This is a genomic window from Aquimarina sp. (assembly GCF_977115655.1).
Map to the genome: position 1 here is coordinate 1 of NZ_CDSBKO010000010.1, position 21,244 is coordinate 21,244.

9 protein-coding genes are annotated in these 21,244 nt (G+C 36.4%); 8 read left to right on the top strand and 1 reads right to left on the bottom strand.

Annotation, left to right across the window (positions count from 1 at the left end; all coding sequences use genetic code 11):
* Positions 1 to 161: 161 nt before the first annotated feature.
* Positions 162 to 1,109: a T9SS type A sorting domain-containing protein gene (locus tag ACZIYX_RS06020; RefSeq protein ID WP_462681307.1), complete on the bottom strand. Its 948-nt coding sequence runs from the start codon at positions 1,107 to 1,109 to the stop codon at positions 162 to 164.
* Positions 1,110 to 1,647: 538 nt separating this feature from the next.
* Here ACZIYX_RS06020 and ACZIYX_RS06025 point away from each other — a divergent pair.
* Genes ACZIYX_RS06025 through ACZIYX_RS06060 form a run of 8 tightly spaced genes read left to right on the top strand, consistent with a single transcriptional unit; the run spans position 1,648 to position 21,236 of the window.
* The gene (locus ACZIYX_RS06025) at positions 1,648 to 2,229 is read left to right on the top strand and encodes a hypothetical protein (protein WP_462681308.1); all 582 of its coding nucleotides are present in this window, start codon (positions 1,648 to 1,650) and stop codon (positions 2,227 to 2,229) included.
* Positions 2,230 to 2,260: 31 nt separating this feature from the next.
* Positions 2,261 to 2,941 carry a hypothetical protein gene (locus ACZIYX_RS06030; protein WP_462681309.1) on the top strand — a complete coding sequence of 227 codons (681 nt, stop codon included), beginning with the start codon at positions 2,261 to 2,263 and terminating at the stop codon, positions 2,939 to 2,941.
* A 14-nt stretch (positions 2,942 to 2,955) separates the two neighbouring features.
* Positions 2,956 to 3,708 carry a hypothetical protein gene (locus ACZIYX_RS06035; protein ID WP_462681310.1) on the top strand — a complete coding sequence of 251 codons (753 nt, stop codon included), beginning with the start codon at positions 2,956 to 2,958 and terminating at the stop codon, positions 3,706 to 3,708.
* A 1-nt stretch (position 3,709) separates the two neighbouring features.
* Positions 3,710 to 5,260 carry a lipase family protein gene (locus tag ACZIYX_RS06040; RefSeq protein ID WP_462681311.1) on the top strand — a complete coding sequence of 517 codons (1,551 nt, stop codon included), beginning with the start codon at positions 3,710 to 3,712 and terminating at the stop codon, positions 5,258 to 5,260.
* A 24-nt stretch (positions 5,261 to 5,284) separates the two neighbouring features.
* Positions 5,285 to 14,809 carry a DUF6603 domain-containing protein gene (locus ACZIYX_RS06045; RefSeq protein ID WP_462681312.1) on the top strand — a complete coding sequence of 3,175 codons (9,525 nt, stop codon included), beginning with the start codon at positions 5,285 to 5,287 and terminating at the stop codon, positions 14,807 to 14,809.
* Between the two features lie 4 nt (positions 14,810 to 14,813).
* Positions 14,814 to 16,316, top strand: coding sequence for a hypothetical protein (locus tag ACZIYX_RS06050; RefSeq protein ID WP_462681313.1), 1,503 nt, complete (start codon positions 14,814 to 14,816; stop codon positions 16,314 to 16,316).
* Positions 16,317 to 16,321: 5 nt separating this feature from the next.
* Entirely contained in the window at positions 16,322 to 17,254 is a 933-nt protein-coding gene (locus tag ACZIYX_RS06055; RefSeq protein WP_462681314.1) for a hypothetical protein, read from the top strand.
* 10 nt (positions 17,255 to 17,264) lie between these two features.
* A complete protein-coding gene (locus ACZIYX_RS06060; protein ID WP_462681315.1) occupies positions 17,265 to 21,236 on the top strand; it encodes a hypothetical protein in 3,972 nt (1,323 codons plus the stop codon).
* Positions 21,237 to 21,244: the final 8 nt, after the last annotated feature.

The window sequence follows — 21,244 nt, forward strand, 5'->3', positions numbered from 1 at the left end:
AAAAATAAATTCAATTTCTATACGCACTATTTCAAAGTTAAAATGGTATAATTCCTCTTGAGCTTGCTCTGAGATTATTTTACAGTAGATTCAAAATACAAATGGTATAAAATCAACAACCTAATAGAATTAAGCTAATACAAAGGATATTGGGATATTCTTTATTGAACGACAAGTTTTTCGTTCAAAATTATATCCTTACCACTTCGTATAGAAATAATGTATAATCCTGCCTGAACCTCTTTAAAGGGTTGCTTCTTGGAGTTGCTTTCAAGGTTGGTTTCTAGCACCTTATTGCCATTTATTGAATATAAATAGAGTTTAAAATGTTTTTTTTGGTCTGATTCGATAAAAATGGATCCGTTGCGACTCATAGGGTTTTCATATTTCACAGCTTTTTTATCCATAAATTCACCTTTGGTTTGGGTGGTCTTATCACATTCAGTAAATTGATTTTGACCAAAAAAAGTAGTATCCGGAGCAAAACCTATATTATGATCGGTTATAGAATTATCATACACATCTACAACTTTAAAATCATAAGGTCCCAAATTTTGATCGTCTCGCCAAGGGATTACAAAAAAGTCATTGCTATTGTTTTTTGCACGAAAAACTTCTTTAAAATCATTGTCCTGATACCTGAAATATAATTTTTTGACAGTAGATTTGGTATTTACAACCATTACCCTTTTTTCTGACACAAAGGAACTTTTGGAATAGTAATATCCAATATTTCCTTTTTCGGGACAAGTTGTGATTTGCCATGTTACTTTAACATTTCCTTGAAGGGTATCTCCTAATTTGGCAAAAGCTTTTTTATGGATGTCTAATCCATGAGTGCCGGATTTATCCATTACTTTTACAATAACACTGCCTTTATCAGAACTTACTTTTAGACATGTGTTACAAAGCCTTTCAGCTTGATAATCTGTAGCCCTTAATGCAGCATATAGTGTGTCATCAACCATTGGGGAATATCCGCAAGATGTTATAGCATCTGTTACCTGATGGTATTTTGCTACTCCGGACCAAACCCTGTCATCACATTGTTGGGCAATAATGGGTAAACTACATAAAAAGAACAATAAAAAATACTGAAAATTATACATACGAGTTAGAATTAAGTGAAGCTATATAAAAATTTTTGTGTAAAAGAATATTATTAACCCCTAATAACTCATGGTTTTAGATATATAGTATGCTGTTATGTGCTTATTTTTTTATTTTAAGAAAATTTTACCATCATTTATGGTGATTTTATCTACTAATATTATTAGAATAAGAATTGCTCTTTAAAGATAGAATCTGTAAAAAAGAAGTCTTTTCAATTCAAAAAATCTTCAGTTTGCTTTAGAATGTAAAATTTTTGAGCCTTATCCTTAAAATTTTAGAAGAGACAAATTAAAAATGATATAAAAAGGTAGAGAAATCAATAAAATCTACAATTTGTAATCTAATATACTTCTGGTTTCATAATCAAGTACTTTAATTACTGGTTAACCATTGCAATAGGGTGAAATATTTATTTCCCAGATAATGATTTAGCTTAGTTCTGTTAAAAAATAGTAGGATTTAAGTAAATAATTCTGATAACCATATCTCTGTAATCACACAATAAATTTTATAAAATAATAAATAAATTAAAACATGGCATTATCAACGGAACAACAAAAACAATTCGAGGCTCAGGCTTCTCGACTTGGATTTCAATCAGGAGAACATACTTCTGCCTTGGGAGGAGTAAATAATTTAAGAAAATCATCCAGTGGTGTAACAGTATTAGCAGCAGATCCTGCTAAAACTACCTTGCCTCATAAATTAATCGCTTTGGGGAGCATAGATGAACTTAAAAAGGTAGTAGGTGCATCAAATGATAATAATGATGATCACATTACGTATCCAGAGTCGACAGGTATAGATCCAAATACGGCTAAAAGAGACTTAACTAGTGATCAAATTCATCATTTAAAAAGACTTGCTCATTCTTATGTATATGGCAAATCTCATAAAATAAGTGAAGAGGATAAGGCTTTGATTAACAACACTCTTTTTCCATCTGCCATGGCAGCATATTCAGAACCCAACTATACGGTAAAAAGTGGTGAAATATTAAGAATAGAAGCAGGTACGGTAGCTAATTATGGTATACTAACGGTTGAAAAAGGAGGCCAGATTCTGGTAGTAGGAGATGGGAGTATGACATGTCAACAATTTATTCAGGAAAGCTAAACTTATTTAAAAATCATTAAAAACATTTATTATGGCAGATAGTACAATTGATTGCACGGTTGAGAAGCCGATTAGTCCTGCAAAAGCAAATAACGGTAAACCCGGAGATACTCCTACAGATACTGGTACACCAGGAACAAATGGATCAAGTTATTATGATTCGGGAGATTGTAAATGGAAATGCTCACAACAACCCACAGATGGAAAAAAAGGTCTTGAAGGAGGAGACGCTACCTCAGGAACAAATGGACAATCTGGTCAACACGGGCCAATTTTTACAAATACAGTAGATGAATTGTCTGGGCATATAACTATTACAGTAGGTGCTCAAAATGGACAGGCTGGTGGAGATGGTGGAAACGGAGGAAATGGAGGGCCAGGAGGACCAGCCGGGGTTGATCCTAATGCAGGAACCTCAAAAGACGGACATACCGATAGCGCATGTAATGTTGCAAGTGATGGTCCACAAGGTATTGGTGGTGATGGCGGTAATGGTGGTAAAGGTGGTAACGGTGGAAATGGTGGGCAAGTTTATCTGTATTACAAAGTAAATAAAGATGCAACATGGACTATAACTGCAGACAAAACTTTAGGAGGTGCAGGAGGTGACGCAGGAACAGGTGGAACTGGTTCTACAAAAGGTAAATCAGGTACTCCTGGGAATCCAGGAAACCCAGGAGCAGCAGGTACTGCTAGTGTAATCCCAATATAATACATCAATTTATTATGAAAGAAGAAACGGAGCAAGAGCAACCAACTGTTTTTATTTTGACACCAGGAGAAGATGATTGTACACCTATGAATGGTGATAATGGAGATGATGGTTTAACTGGGTTAGATGGAAAACCAGGAGATAACGGAAAAGACGGGGAGAAACCATTATTTGGTAGTGGAACATGTGCTACTGCTGGAGAGCCTGGAACTGATGGTTTTGATGCTACTAATGCTACTTCTGGAGAAGATGCTCCAACACCACCAACATTTGTGTTAGATGTAAATGAGTTTATTTTTAAAACAGGAGCTAATATACTATATATTTTAAGTGAAGGAGGAAACGGCGGATCAGGTGGTAATGGCGGATCAGGTGGCAATGGCGGAGCAGGTGGAAACTCAGGAAATAATCCCGATGAATCCTGGTTTAGGAAGCATTGTACCGAGACACTTCTAGGAGGACATGGTGGTAATGCTGGCAATGCTGGCAATGCTGGCAATGGTGGAGCTGGCGGTAATGGCGGGGATATCTATGTATATTATGAACAAACACCAAATCGGGCTTTATTTAATCTCGATAGTAGATCAGGTATAGGAGGGGCAGCAGGCAAAACAGGTAATTTTGGAATAGGAGGTAAAGGAGGTCTAAATTCTGAAGCAGCAGGAGGCGGAATTGGCCCCTCTGGAACTAATGGAAATACAGGTACAACTGGAAATCCGGGACCAAATGGAAAGCCTGGGCAAAAAATCTTCGAAAAGAAATCATAAAATGGATACCAAGCAACTGAAACAAATTTTAATACAGCTGGCTGCACGTGCAGCCAGTCCTAATTTAATTTCAAACCCTCTGGCATTGCCAAATACCTGGAAAAGCCTCACGACAAAATCGGTATTTGCCCCAGGTATAGGTAATCTTCAGATTTCATTAGCGTATGGTAATGTTGGTGATGAGGTGATTGCTTGTATGGCAATAGGATGGCCATGGCAGAATATATTAGGGGAGTATCACTCAGGATTTAATCCAGAAAACAGACAGATGTTACCGACTTCTGTTATGGGGAAGCCTCAAGGCAATTCTACTGTATTTAGTCCTTATGTGATAGCGTATAATTTTTTGCGATCCCCGGTATGGGATGCATTAAGTTACTTAGAAAACCCGGGTGTAAAAGGAAAACCATTATATATAACAGGGATTGGTATTGGTGGTCCCTTGGCACAGATCGTGGCAATGGATTTTCGACCAGGTCAAAAAGGACCAGCACAACAAAATCCACCTCAGGATACCCAACCGCCATCGTATATTTTTTCAGCAGGAAATGTAGGAACATTAGATTTTCAAACCATCTATAATCAACGTGTAGTACAGGCGTATCTTGTTACTGCCGGGACAACCATATTACCTGTTGATTTATTTCCGAGTCAACCCGTAGGAGAAACTTTAAATTATGAACCATTAGGTACTTCAGACCAGATTACTACTGCTGTACCAAAACCTTATTTTACACCATGGGAAGTTCGTGATTCAAATTTTTATTTGAAGGCTTTGGGGGGAACTCCACAAACAGTTATACCCACGCCAACAAGCATTCCAAACGCTCCCGAAGGGTTTAGTCAATCGCAGGCTTTTTCTTTAGGAGAGTTGACGGCTCTTACATATCAACAAGCAATGCAACCAGATAGTACTGGTTTTCCAAATCCCTCCCCATATTCGATAGTTGCAAATATTAAGTATTCTAATAGCCTTATCGCGATTGTTTTTATAAATACTAGTAGTGTAGTTGTAGCATTTCGAGGTACAATAACTTTTGAAGAATTTTTGTCGATGGAAGCGGATACAAATACGGCAAACACCCCATACGGAGAAATGGTAACCAGTGGCGCTAATAATGTGTATTATGGATCTCCGGATAGTGATGGCGTTATATTAGCAGATGTAGTCAGAGAGAAAGTTTTGAAGTATGTGGATGGTAAAAAATTATACCTAACCGGTCATGGCTTTGGAGGTGTTCTTGCCAATATGGCGGCGGCAGATTTTACATTTAATATGGATACTCCAATTGCCATAAATGGGATTTACACATTTGGATCAAATTATTGGGCAGGGACAGCTTTTGCAGCTAATTTTAGCGAAAAATTAGGTAGTGTTAGCTATCAAATTCTTCGCCCAAGCGATAGTATTGCAACCGCATTAAAAACACTACCCATTTTTAATCCTATAGATAATATTGTGGCTCTTATTGGTCAATTAGATTTTATCGAAGATACAGATCATGCTTTAAGTAGTTATTTAAACCTTCTGGATCCAGGCAGAACAACATAATTTATTCACTTTAACTTATTACTCATGATATCATTTGATCCGGTACTTGAAGAGGTTACGACCTCAAAATCAACTTCCAGCTTTTCTGGGCTAGATCCAATCCTTAGTAGTTTGGGAGTACTGGTCGGCTTGCTTAAAAGCGAGGGGGATGATTCATATTCTCTAATTTCAGAATGGTTTACAGATCCATATACCTATACAAAAGCCGGGATTGTAAAAAATCCAAAAGAGTTTACTAATTTATTTTCCGAATTATTTGGCGAGATAGGGGGTAATGCATTAGGTATTCCTATTCAAAACCCAGGTGTTTTGGGTACGTGGTATCCAATAAAATATTCTAAAGATGGAGAAGATGTAAATACAGGAGTAAATATTGTAACGTATCAAAAAGATACTAGTACAGTGATAGGTTTAGGAGTTTATCATGCATGGGAATTTGGAGATCCTGTAACGATTCAATCCTCTATTTGGGGTTTAATACCTTTTGTAGCAATTGATCCAGAGGATGCAGAAGATCCTGTAAAAATAACATTTGTATCGCAGGGATATCCTATTGTTTTTGGAGCAGGAGTTAATGGGCCAGATCCAGCTAATCCAATTATTCAGATTAATGGTATAGAGTTTAACGGGGTTAAAGTTAATGCAAATATTGATTTAGCAAAGGCGGTAGCAGGAACCTCTCCTTTTGAATTAGGAGTTGAAATTATAGGTCTGCAATTAGCAGGAGAAAATCAACCGTCTAATCGATCTCTTTCTGATTTGGAAGCAATTACTGCCGAACAGATCATGAATACAGCAGCAAGCCTTTTTGTAGGTGGCTTAAGTAAAGTATTCCCGGATTTGGAAGAGAATATTAAATATTTCCCACCATTGTTTGGTTTTAGCCCAGATGTTCCAAAAGCTGAAGGAGCTCCAAATGCAATACTTCCAGTTTTAAAATGGTATGATTTATTTGCAGCTGCTCAAAATAATAATGCAGATGCTATTTTTCTGGATTGGTTTAATTCTATTGCTTCAGATAATAATACATTTAAGACATGGTTATCCTGTTTTTCTGGATTTTTATTTAATGACCCTTCTGTTTCTGGAGATGGTTCAAGAAACTCTCCTTTCCTAATTTCGCTTCTTAATGTTAGTGAAATAGGTACCATAAGTTTAGCTTTTGGTACAGATGTAGTAGGAGAGAGTACACGAATTTTATATCCAGGATTAGCATTCAAAAGCACCGCTATTTCGCTAGGAGGATCAGATATTAATTTTGTAATGCAGGCCGATGCAGAGTTAGCTAAATTTCAAATCACAGGAAATTCTATTGGTCTGGCTCCTACAATCAATTTTACAACAAAATTTAATCTTGTAAATAAAATAGGATCAGATCCATTAGCAGAATTTGATCTTGAAAGCACAAAATACTCGATTGGCTCTCTTGAAGGAGGAATGTCACTCGGTACAGAAGCCACTATGATGCCTTGGTTTGGTTTAAATACAGTGGATATAGGTAATACACATTATGATACACTAGATCTACTCTCCCCGGGTCAATTAGCGCAAGCAGGTGCAGAAGCTCTAAGCGAAGGTTTACAAAGTTTGCTCAATTTCGGTACCGGAAACGAGAAATTGTCAGATAGTATAGGAACAATAATAGGTTTACAACCTCCAGCACAAGCAGGAAACAATTGGCCAAATGATTTGGTAGCACCATTTTCTGCAGAAGGCATGATTAGTTCTATCACCAATCCTATTGGATCATGGGCAGATTATTATGCAAAAGTGTTGACCTATGGGCAACAAATTGAAGGGAAAGCAGCTTTTGCTTATATCGTCGAATCTTTTGCACAGCTATTACAAGTTGCTACAGAAACTTCTCCAATTGTTTTAACAGGTACAGGAGAACAAGATAACCCATGGAAAGCAGGTATATCAACAACAGATATAACTTTGCCTGCTTATCTAACATGTTATCAGGAAAATATACAAGATACTGTTGTTCTAAACATTGGGGTAGAACTGGCTCCAGAACTTACTCTTGGGGGTACAGAAATTATAGCATCTCTTGAGTTAGATGCAGCGACTATTACGTTTCCTAAAACAGGTAGTTTTGATACTGTTACAGCAGATTGGTTATCTAATGTAGGAGTTCGGCTTTCGTTACCCAACGAGTATGAAACTCCAGAGGTTGGAGGGATGCAAGTAAAAGTAAGTTCCTCTCAATTATCTGCTGCATGGAGTCAACAGAATTTTTGGTCTTGGTCTATGTTTGTAAATGGTCCTGCACTAATAGTAGATGGAGAAACTACTGCTTTAGGTACAGATTTAAACTTTGATGATCAATCTTCCTTACAAAATTTGGTTACGCAAACAGCTTCTACCTTTGGACCTTTTCTTGTTTCAGCATTAGGTACAATGCTTATCCGTACACAATCCAGAGCAGCTTTATTTGTTGCTGGGGCGATGGGATTTGTAAAAGACATAGCTAATTCTCCAATATTTCCAACTAGTGGACTTACTTGGACAGGTTTCGAATTATATCCTTTTACTAGTTTTACAGACCCTTGGCCAGATCTTAATAACCAAATAGATCAGGCTTTTGCTACAGATGAAAAAGGTAAGAGTATATTAGGCTTACTTGCGTATACTATGACAGATGTAAATATAGCACCAGTCATTGAAGGAGCTGGTACATTTGATAAACCTTGGATTACACCAATTCCTTTAGGGTTTAATTTACCCGTTTGGTATACTAAAGAGCAACAAAACTTAGGAATGGGTTTTGGGCGTAATCAACTATTTAACTACCCAAGTACAGGAACAACAGAAATACAGTTTGATCTGGATTTAAAACTAAATATCGTTGAATATTCTACAAAAGATCAGAAAATAGAATTTATAAATAATGCACCGTCACTTTATTTTATAGGTACCATCTCTAAACCATCAGGAAAATTGGTAGATATGGGCAGTATAGGTAGCATTGATGAGATTCAGCTTGGATTTTCTTTGTCCTTAAAGGATGGAAATGTAGCATTTAACCCAGTTATCAATTTGGTAAATGCTCAATTGGGTACGGATTTTCAATCTGCTTTGGTTACTATTGATGACTATCTAAGTACAGATTTTGCTTCAAATTTACAGTCTTCTTTTCTGGCTTTAATAAACGGAGCTATTCAAGTAGCGACAAGTCAGGAATCTGTTACAGAGGACAGTGGTTTTCAAACTGCATATCAATTGTTTGAGATATTAGGTCTTGCTCTTAACAGAGAAAATAATAGTGCTCCTTACGGGATTAATACTGGTGGTTGGAACGGGTTATTAGCGAGTCCTACGAGTTATATGTCCACTCAGTTATTATCCTTACTTAAGGATCCCGAAAACCGAGTAGAATTATTCGACTTTTTACAACAAATTACAGGGATTACTGTTCCATCTCTTCCTGAGCCAGCTTTACAGTTTTTATCTGCAATAGAGATTTGTGGTGCTGCAAGTGATGGTTATCCACTATTGCCTGATGCTATATTAGAAGTATTTACAAATCCAGTGCAAGGACTAATTACCCGATTTCAAAATTTCTTTACAGATGCAGATGCAGTTAGGGCCTTATCTGCTCAAATAGCCTCTAACTTAGATCCAGTAGATTATGGTAATATTACTTTTAGTACAACTGCAAATGGACTCATTACCTTTGCAATATTACCTAAAAATGGGATTGATATAGGTGGGTTTGCTACTCTTTTTGGTAGTATAGAACTAAACATTAGTAATGAAACGCTTACTTTTACAGGAGATATTTATATTCCAAAAGTAGGTTTTACTTTGGCAACAGCCTTAGGGTTACGCATGGATAAAGGAACTTTTCTTACTCCAGACTTTGCAGTAAGAGTAATCTGGGGAGACGGGCAGAAACCATCAGCGGCTTCACTCGGTTTATATCCTTTTGATAGTGACATTTTTGAAAAAGAAGTTGCCAATTTAGCTCCAGCATATACATTAAACGTTCTATTAAATACCATTTTTGAAGATGAATTACTTAGTAAGTATGAGTTGATTCAAAAAATATTTACAGGTTTAGGTATTGGTCAGGATGAAGATAATATATGGAGTATGCCATCATTAATGGGTATATTATCCGATCCGTTAGACTGGATATTATCCGATGAAGTATTAGGTACAGACGGTAAATTTAGTATCCCAAAACTAATAACATTATTAGGAGAACTACCAGAGGTAGAGTATAATGGGATGAAAGTAACCCCTACTCCTGGTAAAGGAATGGAGATGAGTGGCCTTCCGTTTGGATTTAAAATGGATATGAATGGTGAAGATGGACTTGCTACTTTCGATTTTGGGGTGGATACTATTTCTATCGTTAACAATTTAGCTTCTCTTAAAAATTTGAATTTTGGGGTAACTCTTAACAAGGATTATCAGCCAGCATTTTCAGGAGGTTTAGATATAGAGGCAACCATACCTTCTCTGGAAGATGGTTTTTTTACCCACTTAAGATACGATAAGGGATTTCAGTTATCTCTTTCTCAAGGAACAGTGCTAGACCCTACTGGTTTAGGTGTGCAATTATTGCCATTTCAAGGCTGGGGAACTATTGCGGGAGAAGCCTTGGCAACTGGAGCAGCGATGGTTATAAATGATCTTGCACCTAAATTGATGAATTACCTTCTGGAAACGTATCCCGCAGAAACTACAGATGCAGGTAAGTTTTTTGCAGCAATGAATAGTTTTGCTACTCAAACAGATGTTAATGAATTAATGACAAATATTATCCATGTTTTTAATACGGGTATTAATTCAGGAAAGAACGGGGATAGTTTATTGAATGATCTGGAAGAAGTAGCTTTTGCATGGGTTAAAGAACGTTTTTCAATAACAGGCGCTCCAGATACCGCACAAGCGATAGTAGATTTGTTAAAATTAGCGTTGCCACCAGAATCCTTATCTGTAATTGGGGGGGAAATACAGTATATTCCAAGTGCTAGTTTGCCATTTAAACTATTAGCAGGTTTGGATAATACCAATGCTATTGGTTTATGGGCAGGAGTAGAGTTGCCTGAAATGAAATTACTTAAAATGCAATTTTCGCCTACGGGAGTAGCGTATAATTTAGACACAAGTAGCTTAGATATTACTTTTGGCTTAGATCTTATGGTACCTATCGAAGTTTTAAATGGTCCTGCATTACATCTTAGTTTTGAGGCTAATACGTTTAATTTTAGCTTCGATCCATTAGCAGACCCAAATAACCTAAGTATTCCATCTCCTTTAAATGTAGAGTTATTACCAAACTTTTTTGGAGGAGGAGACATTAGTAATAAAGTGACTGCCTGGTTGCTTAATGTTATTAAAGATGTATTACCGCGATATGTTTCTTTATTGATTTTGAATAACGATCATGTAAAACCTTGGTTAGAAACTCCATTAATTACATCATCTACTATAACTCCTGTAGCACTGTTAGAAGCAACACAAGTTGTACAAGAAACCAAGGGTAGATATTATTTAAGATCTTTTGATGAATTAGCACAAATAACACCAACCGAATTTTTAGGCAGCTTTTTATATACTTTACTAAACCAACAATGGACACTTTTAACTTTTGGAGAGAAAGGAAAAATTAGTATAGGACCAAAGACAGATGACGAAGGTAAATTTGGGTTATTGGTTCAAGCACCAGGTCTTACAATTGAGGCTATTCCAAATCTGGTATTTCAAATAGGAGCAGAAAATTCAGAATGGATAAGTAAAAGTATGAACGGTACACCTTCGTTTGGAGATGCAGGTATTGGTTTTTATATTCCTATTCAAGATAATGGAGGGGGTAAGTATTCTGTCGATTTTACTCTGTTTAACTTGGTGTTAAACAATGTAGGATTCGATCTTATAGGTAAAAATGGCCAACCTATTGTTAACTACAGTAATTTTAAATTAGGAACTGTAGATCCACGTGCTTTATTTGATATGCAATTTCAGGGAGACGAACCTATAAAGATGCAATTTGGAGCAGGTTTAACATTTGATCAAATGGGGATTTCTTTAGCTCCAGAAAGTATTTCAGAAGGAGGAGGCAATAATCCCGTAGCTAAAAATGTATTAGGGTCAGGAGAAAAAGATGGGGATAACTCAGATACAGATCCGCAATTTTCTGTAGATATAGGATATATAGATAAACTTTGGGTAAATTTAAGAAGTAATACTGGTAACGGTACAGAGGTTATTGTACCTGTGCAACGTAGTTTTGGACCACTTTATATTGAAAGTGTTGGTGTGGGTTGGGAAGGAGAAAAGAATCCACCAATATTAGATTTTATTAGTTCCGGAAGCCTTGAACTAGCTGGTTTTAAAGCTAGTCTACAAGGTTTAAAAGTTGGAGTTCCTGTAACACAACCAACAGATTGGAACGCATATACGATAGATCTGGATGGTTTTGCTATAGATTATTCAGGAGGAGTTAATATTAATGCTGGTTTTCTTAAAGATGAGATAGATGGTATTGTTAATTATACTGGCGTTGCAATTTTATCTAGTGCTAAATTTTCATTAGGTGCTTTAGGGTCGTATGCCCAAATAGATATGGGAGATGGCGAAACAGCTACGTCTATGTTTATTTTTGGTGTTTTAAATGCACCCTTGGGTGGTGTTCCAGCCTTTTTTATTACAGGTATTGCAGCAGGATTTGCATATAATCGAACCTTAGATATTCCAAGTATCGAAAATGTAGCTAATTTTCCGTTAGTAAAAGGAGTAGCAGAAGGTTCTTTTACAGAAGGAGAAGATCCAATGCAGGCTTTACTTCAGTTAAATGATGTAATTCGACCTCAAGTTGGACAGTATTGGTTTGCCGCTGGATTAAAATTTACATCATTTGGGCTACTAGAAACCACAGCATTACTTTTTCTTAGTTTTGGTAAAGATTTAGAATTTAATCTTTTAGGCGTTTCTACAGCTACGTTGCCTCCTAAGGTATCTACAAATTTGGCTTTAGCCTATATGGAACTGGCAATTAAAGTAACTATAAATCCAATAGTAGGTTATGTTTCTGCCGAAGCACAATTAACTCCTAATTCATTTGTTTTAGCACGTGATGTTAAAATTACAGGTGGCTTTGCTTTCTATTTATGGTTTAAGGATATTCCATTAGAAGATGGTGGAAGGATTCCTGCGGGTGATTTTGTAGTCACTCTGGGCGGATATCATCCAGCATTTAATAAACCTTCTTATTATCCCGATGTACCACGTTTAGGTATTAATTGGAAATTAGATTTTAGTGTGGGACAAGTTGCTATTACTGGCGGGGCTTATTTTGCAATATGTCCAACTGCAATAATGGCAGGAGGGTACTTAACCATTGCATTTAATGCCGGACCGCTAATTGCAGGTTTAGATGCTTATGCTAATTTCTTGATTGAATGGAATCCTTTTTACTTTAATGTTGCTATTGGTGTTACCGTATTTGCAGGTTTTGAAACAACCATAGCGGGTGTTTCTGTACGTTTAGTTGCTAAACTAGGCTGTACACTTGAGTTAAAAGGACCACCAGTATATGGTAAAGTAGAAGTAGACTGGTATGTAATCAGCTTCTCTATTCCTATAGGTAATCAAGATAATAACCCAAGTAAAGAAAACTTGGATTGGGCTGGTTTTGAAGAAGCTTTTTTACCTTCTCCCAGTTCCTCTACAGAATCCATTCAGAGTAATCAAAATGATGCTTTAGTCAAAGTATTTGCAAATGATAGCGAAGAAAAAGAAATCCAGGAAGTTGTAAAATGGACAGCTCAAATAGGTCTGGAACAAGATAATAATGATGGCAGTGAAGGAGATAGTAGTAATGAATGGACTATACAACCAATCCCTTGGCAATTAACGGTAGAATCTGCGATTCCGATTAGTACGCTTACTGTTGCAAGTTCTGATACTTTATTAGAAGGAAGTTCAGAAATAGGTGTAAGACCTATGGGGAAAGAAGATGAATTAATCTCACCAATGACGGTTAAATTAACTGATGAAGCAGGAAATGAGATTAATTTAAGAGAACGAAATATCTCACTTACCCCGAGTAATAATGGGGCACCATCTGCATTATGGGCCAGAACAGAATTGAATCGAGAGATTGCTCCCGATCCAACAACCATGATTATATCATCTGCATTATTTGGATTAACTATTAATGCTAGTCAATATGTGTATCGTACTGTTATACCTGAGTTTTCCCTTTCAAACTTGGAGTATGCGGAAGGAGATACTAAAAGACTTGCGTATGATTTTACACCAAAATATCCTGCTGCAGAATTGTATCCTAATGCATATCAAAGCATTGCCTATACCATGATTAAGCAAACAATTATGGAGGATAGTGTGATTAGTAAGCGTAATAGTATTTATAAAGCTCTTCAACTTTCCAATATTAACGCTCCTTTAAATCCGGATCTTAGTGTAATGGCTTCATCGGCAAATCTAATTTTACAGGATTTTCCAGTATTAGCAAGAGTTGGGATATATCAGAATGGAGGAGAAGTAGAGCCAGGTCAATTTATCAGTTTTACTACAAATGTAGTACAAAGTTCGGCGATAGAATCTCCTAATCTATATGCACCACTTCTTCAAGCTCAACTGCAATCTTATAAAGTAAGAGGAGGAAGTACTAAAAAAGAAAATGGTATCCCTGTGATATCGAGTAAGGCTAGAGGACAATGGAAAACGACTAATAAAGTAGCAAAAGAAAACCGCTTAATAGATGGGGCTAATTATGTAGGTACATCCGCCAAAACATTGTATGATGGTACCACATTTATTTGGAAAACAGATCCTGAAATGAACTTGATTTTAGAGCAAGAAGGCAGTTTACCGTCGTTAATTGCCAGTTTTGATGAATACGGAAGTTTATTGAATTTAAATTATTATGATAATTCAGGGACTTACGATTTACATTCAAAAATAGGGCAAGTAGTGATTCATGGATATAAAACAAATCTGGATAGTACTGTTGGCTGGCAAATAAATATGAACCTTTCAAAAATTAATGGAACATGGGCATTAGCAAATGGGTGTCTTATTCGCGTTCAGAATAGTCGACAAATAAAACCCCGAAAAGGACAAATAGGTCACGTAAAAGCAAGTGAACTAATAGCATTGAATACTGTAAAAACTAAAGGTAATGTTATTCGTAAAGGTTGGATACAAACGGTTTTTTCTAGGCAATGTAAAGTTTTTGGAATATTAGTAGTGGGAGATGTAAATGCAGATGCTTTACAAGTTTCTATTACAGCAAATGAAGTACCTACAAAAGCAGGAAAAACAATTGCTACTTCCATACAGCATTATGAAGGAAATACACTTTTGTTATTTGAAGCTCCTACTAAAACGGAAACTTTTTACGGTGCTATTATTAGTTTCATAGATCAGGAAACGGAGATTTTAGGTATGTATGCATCTAATTGTAAAGTAAGTAAGTTAATTAATGATCTCAATTTGATAGAAGGAGGGATTGACTTTAAAGACGATTTACATGAATCGAGTAGTGTAAAATTAATTCAAAAAAAATAAATGTATGTCTAATAGTATAATAACTGAACCAGGAACAGTTGGAGCTGGAAATATACAGTTTTTTGATTCCATTCAACCTCCATTAAAAGCAGATGATTACAATCTTGTAGCAGATCAGCGTGTAACCAATGTAGTGGATACAGGAGAAGATCCTAAGTATGTTGCAACTAAAAAGTTAATTATTGATGGACCTCGATTTGTATTGAAACCCAATGCGATCCATTCCATCTTTCCGCCAGCTAATCAAAAAGGAAATTATTCTAATTATCTTCCAAATATAGTTTTTAATGATTTTACGATGCCTTGGTCCAGAGGTATTAACCCAGAAGAGGCTACAGCAAATGAAAATACCCCATGGATGGGTTTATTAACCATACATGAAGAAGAGTATAAGGAAGGGAGCGCTAAAAGAGTAATAAGCGATCCTGTAACAGTTACCACAGAGCAGTTAGTAAATCCTGGAGATAAAATATTAGGTCCTGATTTAGGACCAAATTTTGATGCAAATGCAGATAAAGTTACCGTTGTAGATATAGATATAACTTTTTTTCAGGCAATAGCGCCAACATTAGCCGAATTAGAATATTTATCCCATGCTCGTGCAGTAAATACCGATGGAAAAGTGGTTCTAAATATGGATGCAGACGGATGTTTTTCACTATGTATGGGTAATCGTTTGCCAGGTTTAGATCAAAAAAACAGTATTGTATTAGTCTCTTTTGAGGGACATGAGAACCACTTAAACGGAGATACTATTACAGGCGATTATACAAAAATTAGAATGGTACGTCTTGGAGGTTGGGAATTTACAACAACTACTTTTAATAAAGAATTTTTAAATATGATGGAGGCTATTTGCCTTCCTGGAAATGGAGGAACATCTCTAATTCAAATGGAAATAGATAAATCTACAGAGGAGGAATCTGTTGCAAAAGAAGCCTTGGAAATAGGATATGTACCATTGCAAAACCAAATGAGAATTGGTGAAAATGCCACATCATGGTATCGGGGACCGTTATTACCTGCACCCACAAAACGAGAATCTAATTTACCTGTAGGAGAAGGTAATTATGGACCATATATATATTCAGATCATGCCATGCACTACGATCCTGAGACAGGTATTTTTAACCATGCATATAGTGCAGCTTGGCAAGTAGGAAGATTACTCACATTATCTGATGCATCTTTTGCCCGAGGAATTTTTAATTGGCGCGCAAATTATATGCGATCCATTATAAATAATTCGAAACAAAAAAACACTCTGGCAGCAGCGGCTTCTATTCAGGCAGCAGATATAGGACCGAGTAAATTGAGTATGCAATCCGCTACCCGAACATTTTTTACCGATGCTTTCCAAAAAGTAGATTGGGATATCTTGAAAACCAGAAAGGAAATAATGCTAGGGGATCATTTGCCGGGTATTATGACTCAAGAAGAGAAGAAAACTATAGAGGAGAATGATGAAGATCCTTTATTGGTTTTACATAAAAAAATTAAACAATAGGTATTATGTCAATTTTATCAAACCGAAAAGAATTACATTCCGATATATTAGATCAGTTGGCTAAGGCCCAATCGGGGGAATTTCCTGCTCCTGTACTTACAGAAGATTTAAAGCAACGGTTAGCCCAATTGACACTTCTTTATGGAGTGCCTGTAGAATATATGGTTCCAGATGTAAGGCTTTTACCTACAGAGTCTATCCGTTTTTTTTATATGGATAGAAACTGGATGGATAGATTAGTAGATGGAGCAATGAGTGTGGGTGTTCTTTCTACACAAGAAGCAGTGTTTAACCTTTCATTCTTTAAACAAATTTATGAGCAGGTTGACCAAGCCCAGTTAAAATTGCGATCGACACTAAGAGATGCTTCTCCTCCAGATTCTGGTGAAGCAGGAGGCCCGATAACTGGTTTTATTTTTCGATCACAGGTAGTATCTGATTTTCCGGGATTAGAAATAAATCCAACTAAAGATGGTGTAACATTACCTATTTTACGAATGGATACCCTTTCTTCAAATACATTATTATGCTTGGTTTCGGGAGTACCAGATAAGGTAGAGTTTATTCAACCAGGAGAAGGACTTCATTGTGGTGTTTTTCCAAATGATAATACAGAAGATCCAGGCAATTTTTACCTATTTCTTAGAGGTTTAGGAAAAGGAGATTATGAGGCAGGGAAACAAATCGAAGATGATCACGGTGTGAAATTAAGAGGCTATGGTTCTTATCGTACAGGAGATAGTCAACCTGCAAGAGTTATTAAAATTAATGATTTGGTAAGTAATATAGTGGCAACTATGCCCGAGGGTTCTCTTGAAGGGGATAAACTAACCTCTGGTGGATTAGCCATTCAGTTAACTAAAACAGCCCAGAAACAGCCCTACGAAACAGGAGATCAATTTCCTTCATGTAATCCAAAAAAATCGGTTAATTCTTAAATAAAAAATTATGAGTAATAAATCACCTGTTTGGCCAGGACCATCTGTTTTAGTACCTATACCTACTGATATTTTATTAATAGGTCAGGGAGATGTAAATGCAAAATCTACTTGGGCAGATCTAAAAAATGATTACTATGGTTTATGGAAATTTGGAACTACCGCACAACCAAAACCATTTTCGACGGGTACTTGTCCATCAGTAGGAGCTCATATTATGTGGTCCCTTCCTAATAGCTTAAGACAAGGAACACAACAATCAACAGAAGGTGCACCAGTAGATTTTCCTTTAGCTCCTAATCGATGGCTTATTACAAGATTTGCTTATAATAATGCTGGGGAAGCACCAGAAAACACTCCGATTATTGTACAAAGTGATATCCTAATTGATATAAATGGTAACGTTAATGAGGTGAATCAATATCCTTATTATGAAGACACCAATTTAGGAGTAAGACAAATAGGTAGTAATATACCATTAGAAAATTATACGGGGGATAACTCTGGTTCTATAGATATTAAAGCGATCGGGCCAGGAGATGTTTCCTGGTCTGTAACTTATGACAATATCAAAAATGTATTTGCATTGCACGATGATTTACCAGATAAAACACAAACATATACATACTCGATTGTTGGATGGTATGCAAATCCTGAAATGGATCCATTATATAATTTACCTGCCGATTCGGATAGTGATTGGTTGGCGATGTTAGAACAGAAATTTAAGTGGACATCTGAAGATGTTGAAAAAGCAGTAGAAGATTGGACTGCCTGGCAAGAAGAATACGGGCTATCTGGTACATGGGATCCATCTAATTTGAATTTACCAGATCAGGCAAAATCAATGATTGAAGCTTGGCATGATTGGCAACAAGTAAATGGTATCACTGGCGATAAACCAGATCTTCCTACACAAACACTATGTCATTCTATGATTGCTACCGTACAATGGAGAGGAAAAAGCCCTTCATACGGTTCTGGAGCGCCAATAGGTAAAGATGGTAAGCAAAAATTACCAACTTTGGCCATTGCAAATACTCCAGAGTCATCTATCGCTATTTATATGGCTACAAAAGCTTCTGAGGTTCCAGGATCGGGTATTACTCCAGCAGATATACCTAATTTAGCCACTGCACTTGAAGCTTTTCAAAGAGATTTATTGTTTGATCTTCAGACAGATCCAGTTTGGGCAGAGAGTATGATTCATGATGCAAAGTTTGATAAGAAAAAAGCAGGCCATGAATGGATTGTTGTAAGAGTGGATGATACATCCAATCAACCAGATACAGAAGATACAAGAAGTGGACAACAATCCATCCCGTTAAACCAAGAAGATACAGAAAGTCTTATATCACTAAATAAAAATCAATCTATACTGAATGATTTGCATTGGACGATTATTACCCAACAAATGGAATTGTATGCTCTTGCAATGAAAAAAGAGTATTTAGAATATAACCGTTCCTTTATAGATCCCACCGATTTTTCAACATTATCAGAAAAAGTAAGTAGTAGTATAGACGCTATTAGCGGAGCTTTAACTGAGAATAAAAGCCAACAAGCAACATTAAAAAATCAAATTGAAGCTTTTAGTGAAGATCTTCAAAAAAGTATTGATCCAACTATTTATACATTAAAAGTAATTGATATAGATCCTGTTTCTGCTCCCGCAGATCCTGTAGTTTTAATTAGTGGTGGCGAATTAGATACTAAACTTTTACCTCCTGTGGATAGTGGAGAGCCTAAGTTGTTACCAATTCGATTTACAGGACAAACAATTACGGCAATAGATGTGACGTATACTGTAATACAACCAGATGCAATTTCGATTACTTGGAAAGATGTATTAGATAAAATAACAGTAGCTTCTTGGAATGCTTTTCCAAAAGAAGTTCAAGGACTTTGGTTAGAAGCGTTGTTTTTAGATACAAGTAATGCAATGCTAATTGCTTCTATATATTTTGAAAAGGCAGGAGAAATACCAGAGGGGAATCAGTTGGCAGAACTAACCACAAAAATACAAGAACAGCAAACTGCTTGTTGGACAGAGTTTAAGACAGTGCCTCCAACAGAACCACTTACATTAGCTTGCGGTTTTGAAGGGTTATTTCCTGATTCTATTGGTGTGGCATACCGACCAAATAAAAACCCATGGACTCCTGTTTTTATGGATTGGAAGATTAAATGGATACCTTCTTATACCAACGTGTCTGATGCATTAAAGGATTGGAAACTAGGAGAACTTGATTATAAGTGGCAAGGATCAAATCTAACATCTCCATCTCCTGAAATTGAGTTTCAGGGGCGCTCTGTACTTAATCTAAAGACGGCCCAAAATATCCAGACCAAATTCACAATGTTTAAAAATGATCCTAACTATCAAAATCTTCCTGAAAATACGGTGGATAATCTTGAGTGGGTAGCAGAAAATATTGGGTATACGGATATGGTAACTCAATCTATGTCGGGTCTTACACAGCAATTGAATACATACTTGAATACTATGAAAAACGAACCATTAGATTCGAATATTCAAGAACTACTTAATGAAAATACTTTTTTTGATCCAGTTACAGGAACCACAAACCAACAGACAGCAGAACCTTTTTCTCCCATTCGTTCTGGACATTTTCAGGTAATGGATTTATGGTTGGTCGATTCGTATGGTCAGGTTTTAAAAGGGAAGAGTAATTTACTTGGCCCAAATGATCCTGTTCAGGGTATTATTTGGTCGACCGATATGATTACCTCTAGTCCAAACTATTCTGGAGATACCCAAACGTATGGCCAACTGCCCCCTCGAATCACACAGGATGCAATTATGACTCCTCGTTTTTTGCAAAGGGATAACGATACAATTATAACAAATTCCTCAGACAGTACCAGTCCTATTTGTGGATGGGTTATGCCAAATCATTTAAATGACTCGCTTATGGTATTTGATGCCGAAGGTAAAAGTCAAGGTGAAATTATTAAAGTTCGAAGAGAAAGCACAGGAGATGATAATAACTTAACTATTCGTTGGGATAATACACCAGGTTTGGATACAGCACTTGGTGCAGCACCCAATTTAGATAACGAGCATTTGCAAAAATTCGTTAATGATCTTTTAGCAACAGGGACTACAAGTAATGGCGCTATGGCGTATACAGAGTTTTTAAGTACAATAGATTCTACCCTTTGGATAAATAATACTATAAATGAAGAAGGGGATAATTTAGCAATATTAATGGGGAGACCATTGGCAGTTGTGCGGGGAGAGGTAGAGCTAAATCTATCAGGAGATCCTGCATATAATCAAAGTTGGCATCAAACTGGAAAGTTTTATGATAATAATGGTGTTTTTGATCCTCAAGACCCTCCTTTTGTTTCTGTAGATTTTAATGTGCGCATCGGAGATAATCTCATGAAAAAAAATGGGGTAATGGGATATTTTGAAGCAGATGATTATACCAAGTTTTATGCTGTTTATGGTGCAGGAGGACAGACCCAAAAATTACAGCAATTATTAAAAACAAATGGAACCGGTATTACAATGGATCAAATGAAATCTACTCTGGATACTGAATCTTCATTTTCATCAGGGTATGTAATTACAGATCATTTGGTATCTCTTGCTGCTAATCAAGGATCTGTAAAATTAACCTTATTAATGGATCCAAATGGAGATATGCCTATTGTATCCGGTAGTTTAACAGGAAGTAGTATTTCATTACCAAACGGCCCTGTGTCTATTGCATTAGAAAATTTATCTGCAACTTTTCGTCAGGGACCTTTGTTGCTAAACCCTAATCGAATAAAAATGCCAACACCAGCAGAAATACGTGGTGATTGGGCTTGGATTGCAAGAAATGATGTTACAGAATGGCAACCAGGTAAGGTTGTGGTTGAACAAACCCCAAATGCAACATTAACCCCTGATCCGGTAAGTTTAACAGAGGGGTGGCTGAAACTTTCTAGTTTCAATAAAAAAAAGTAAAACCTAAT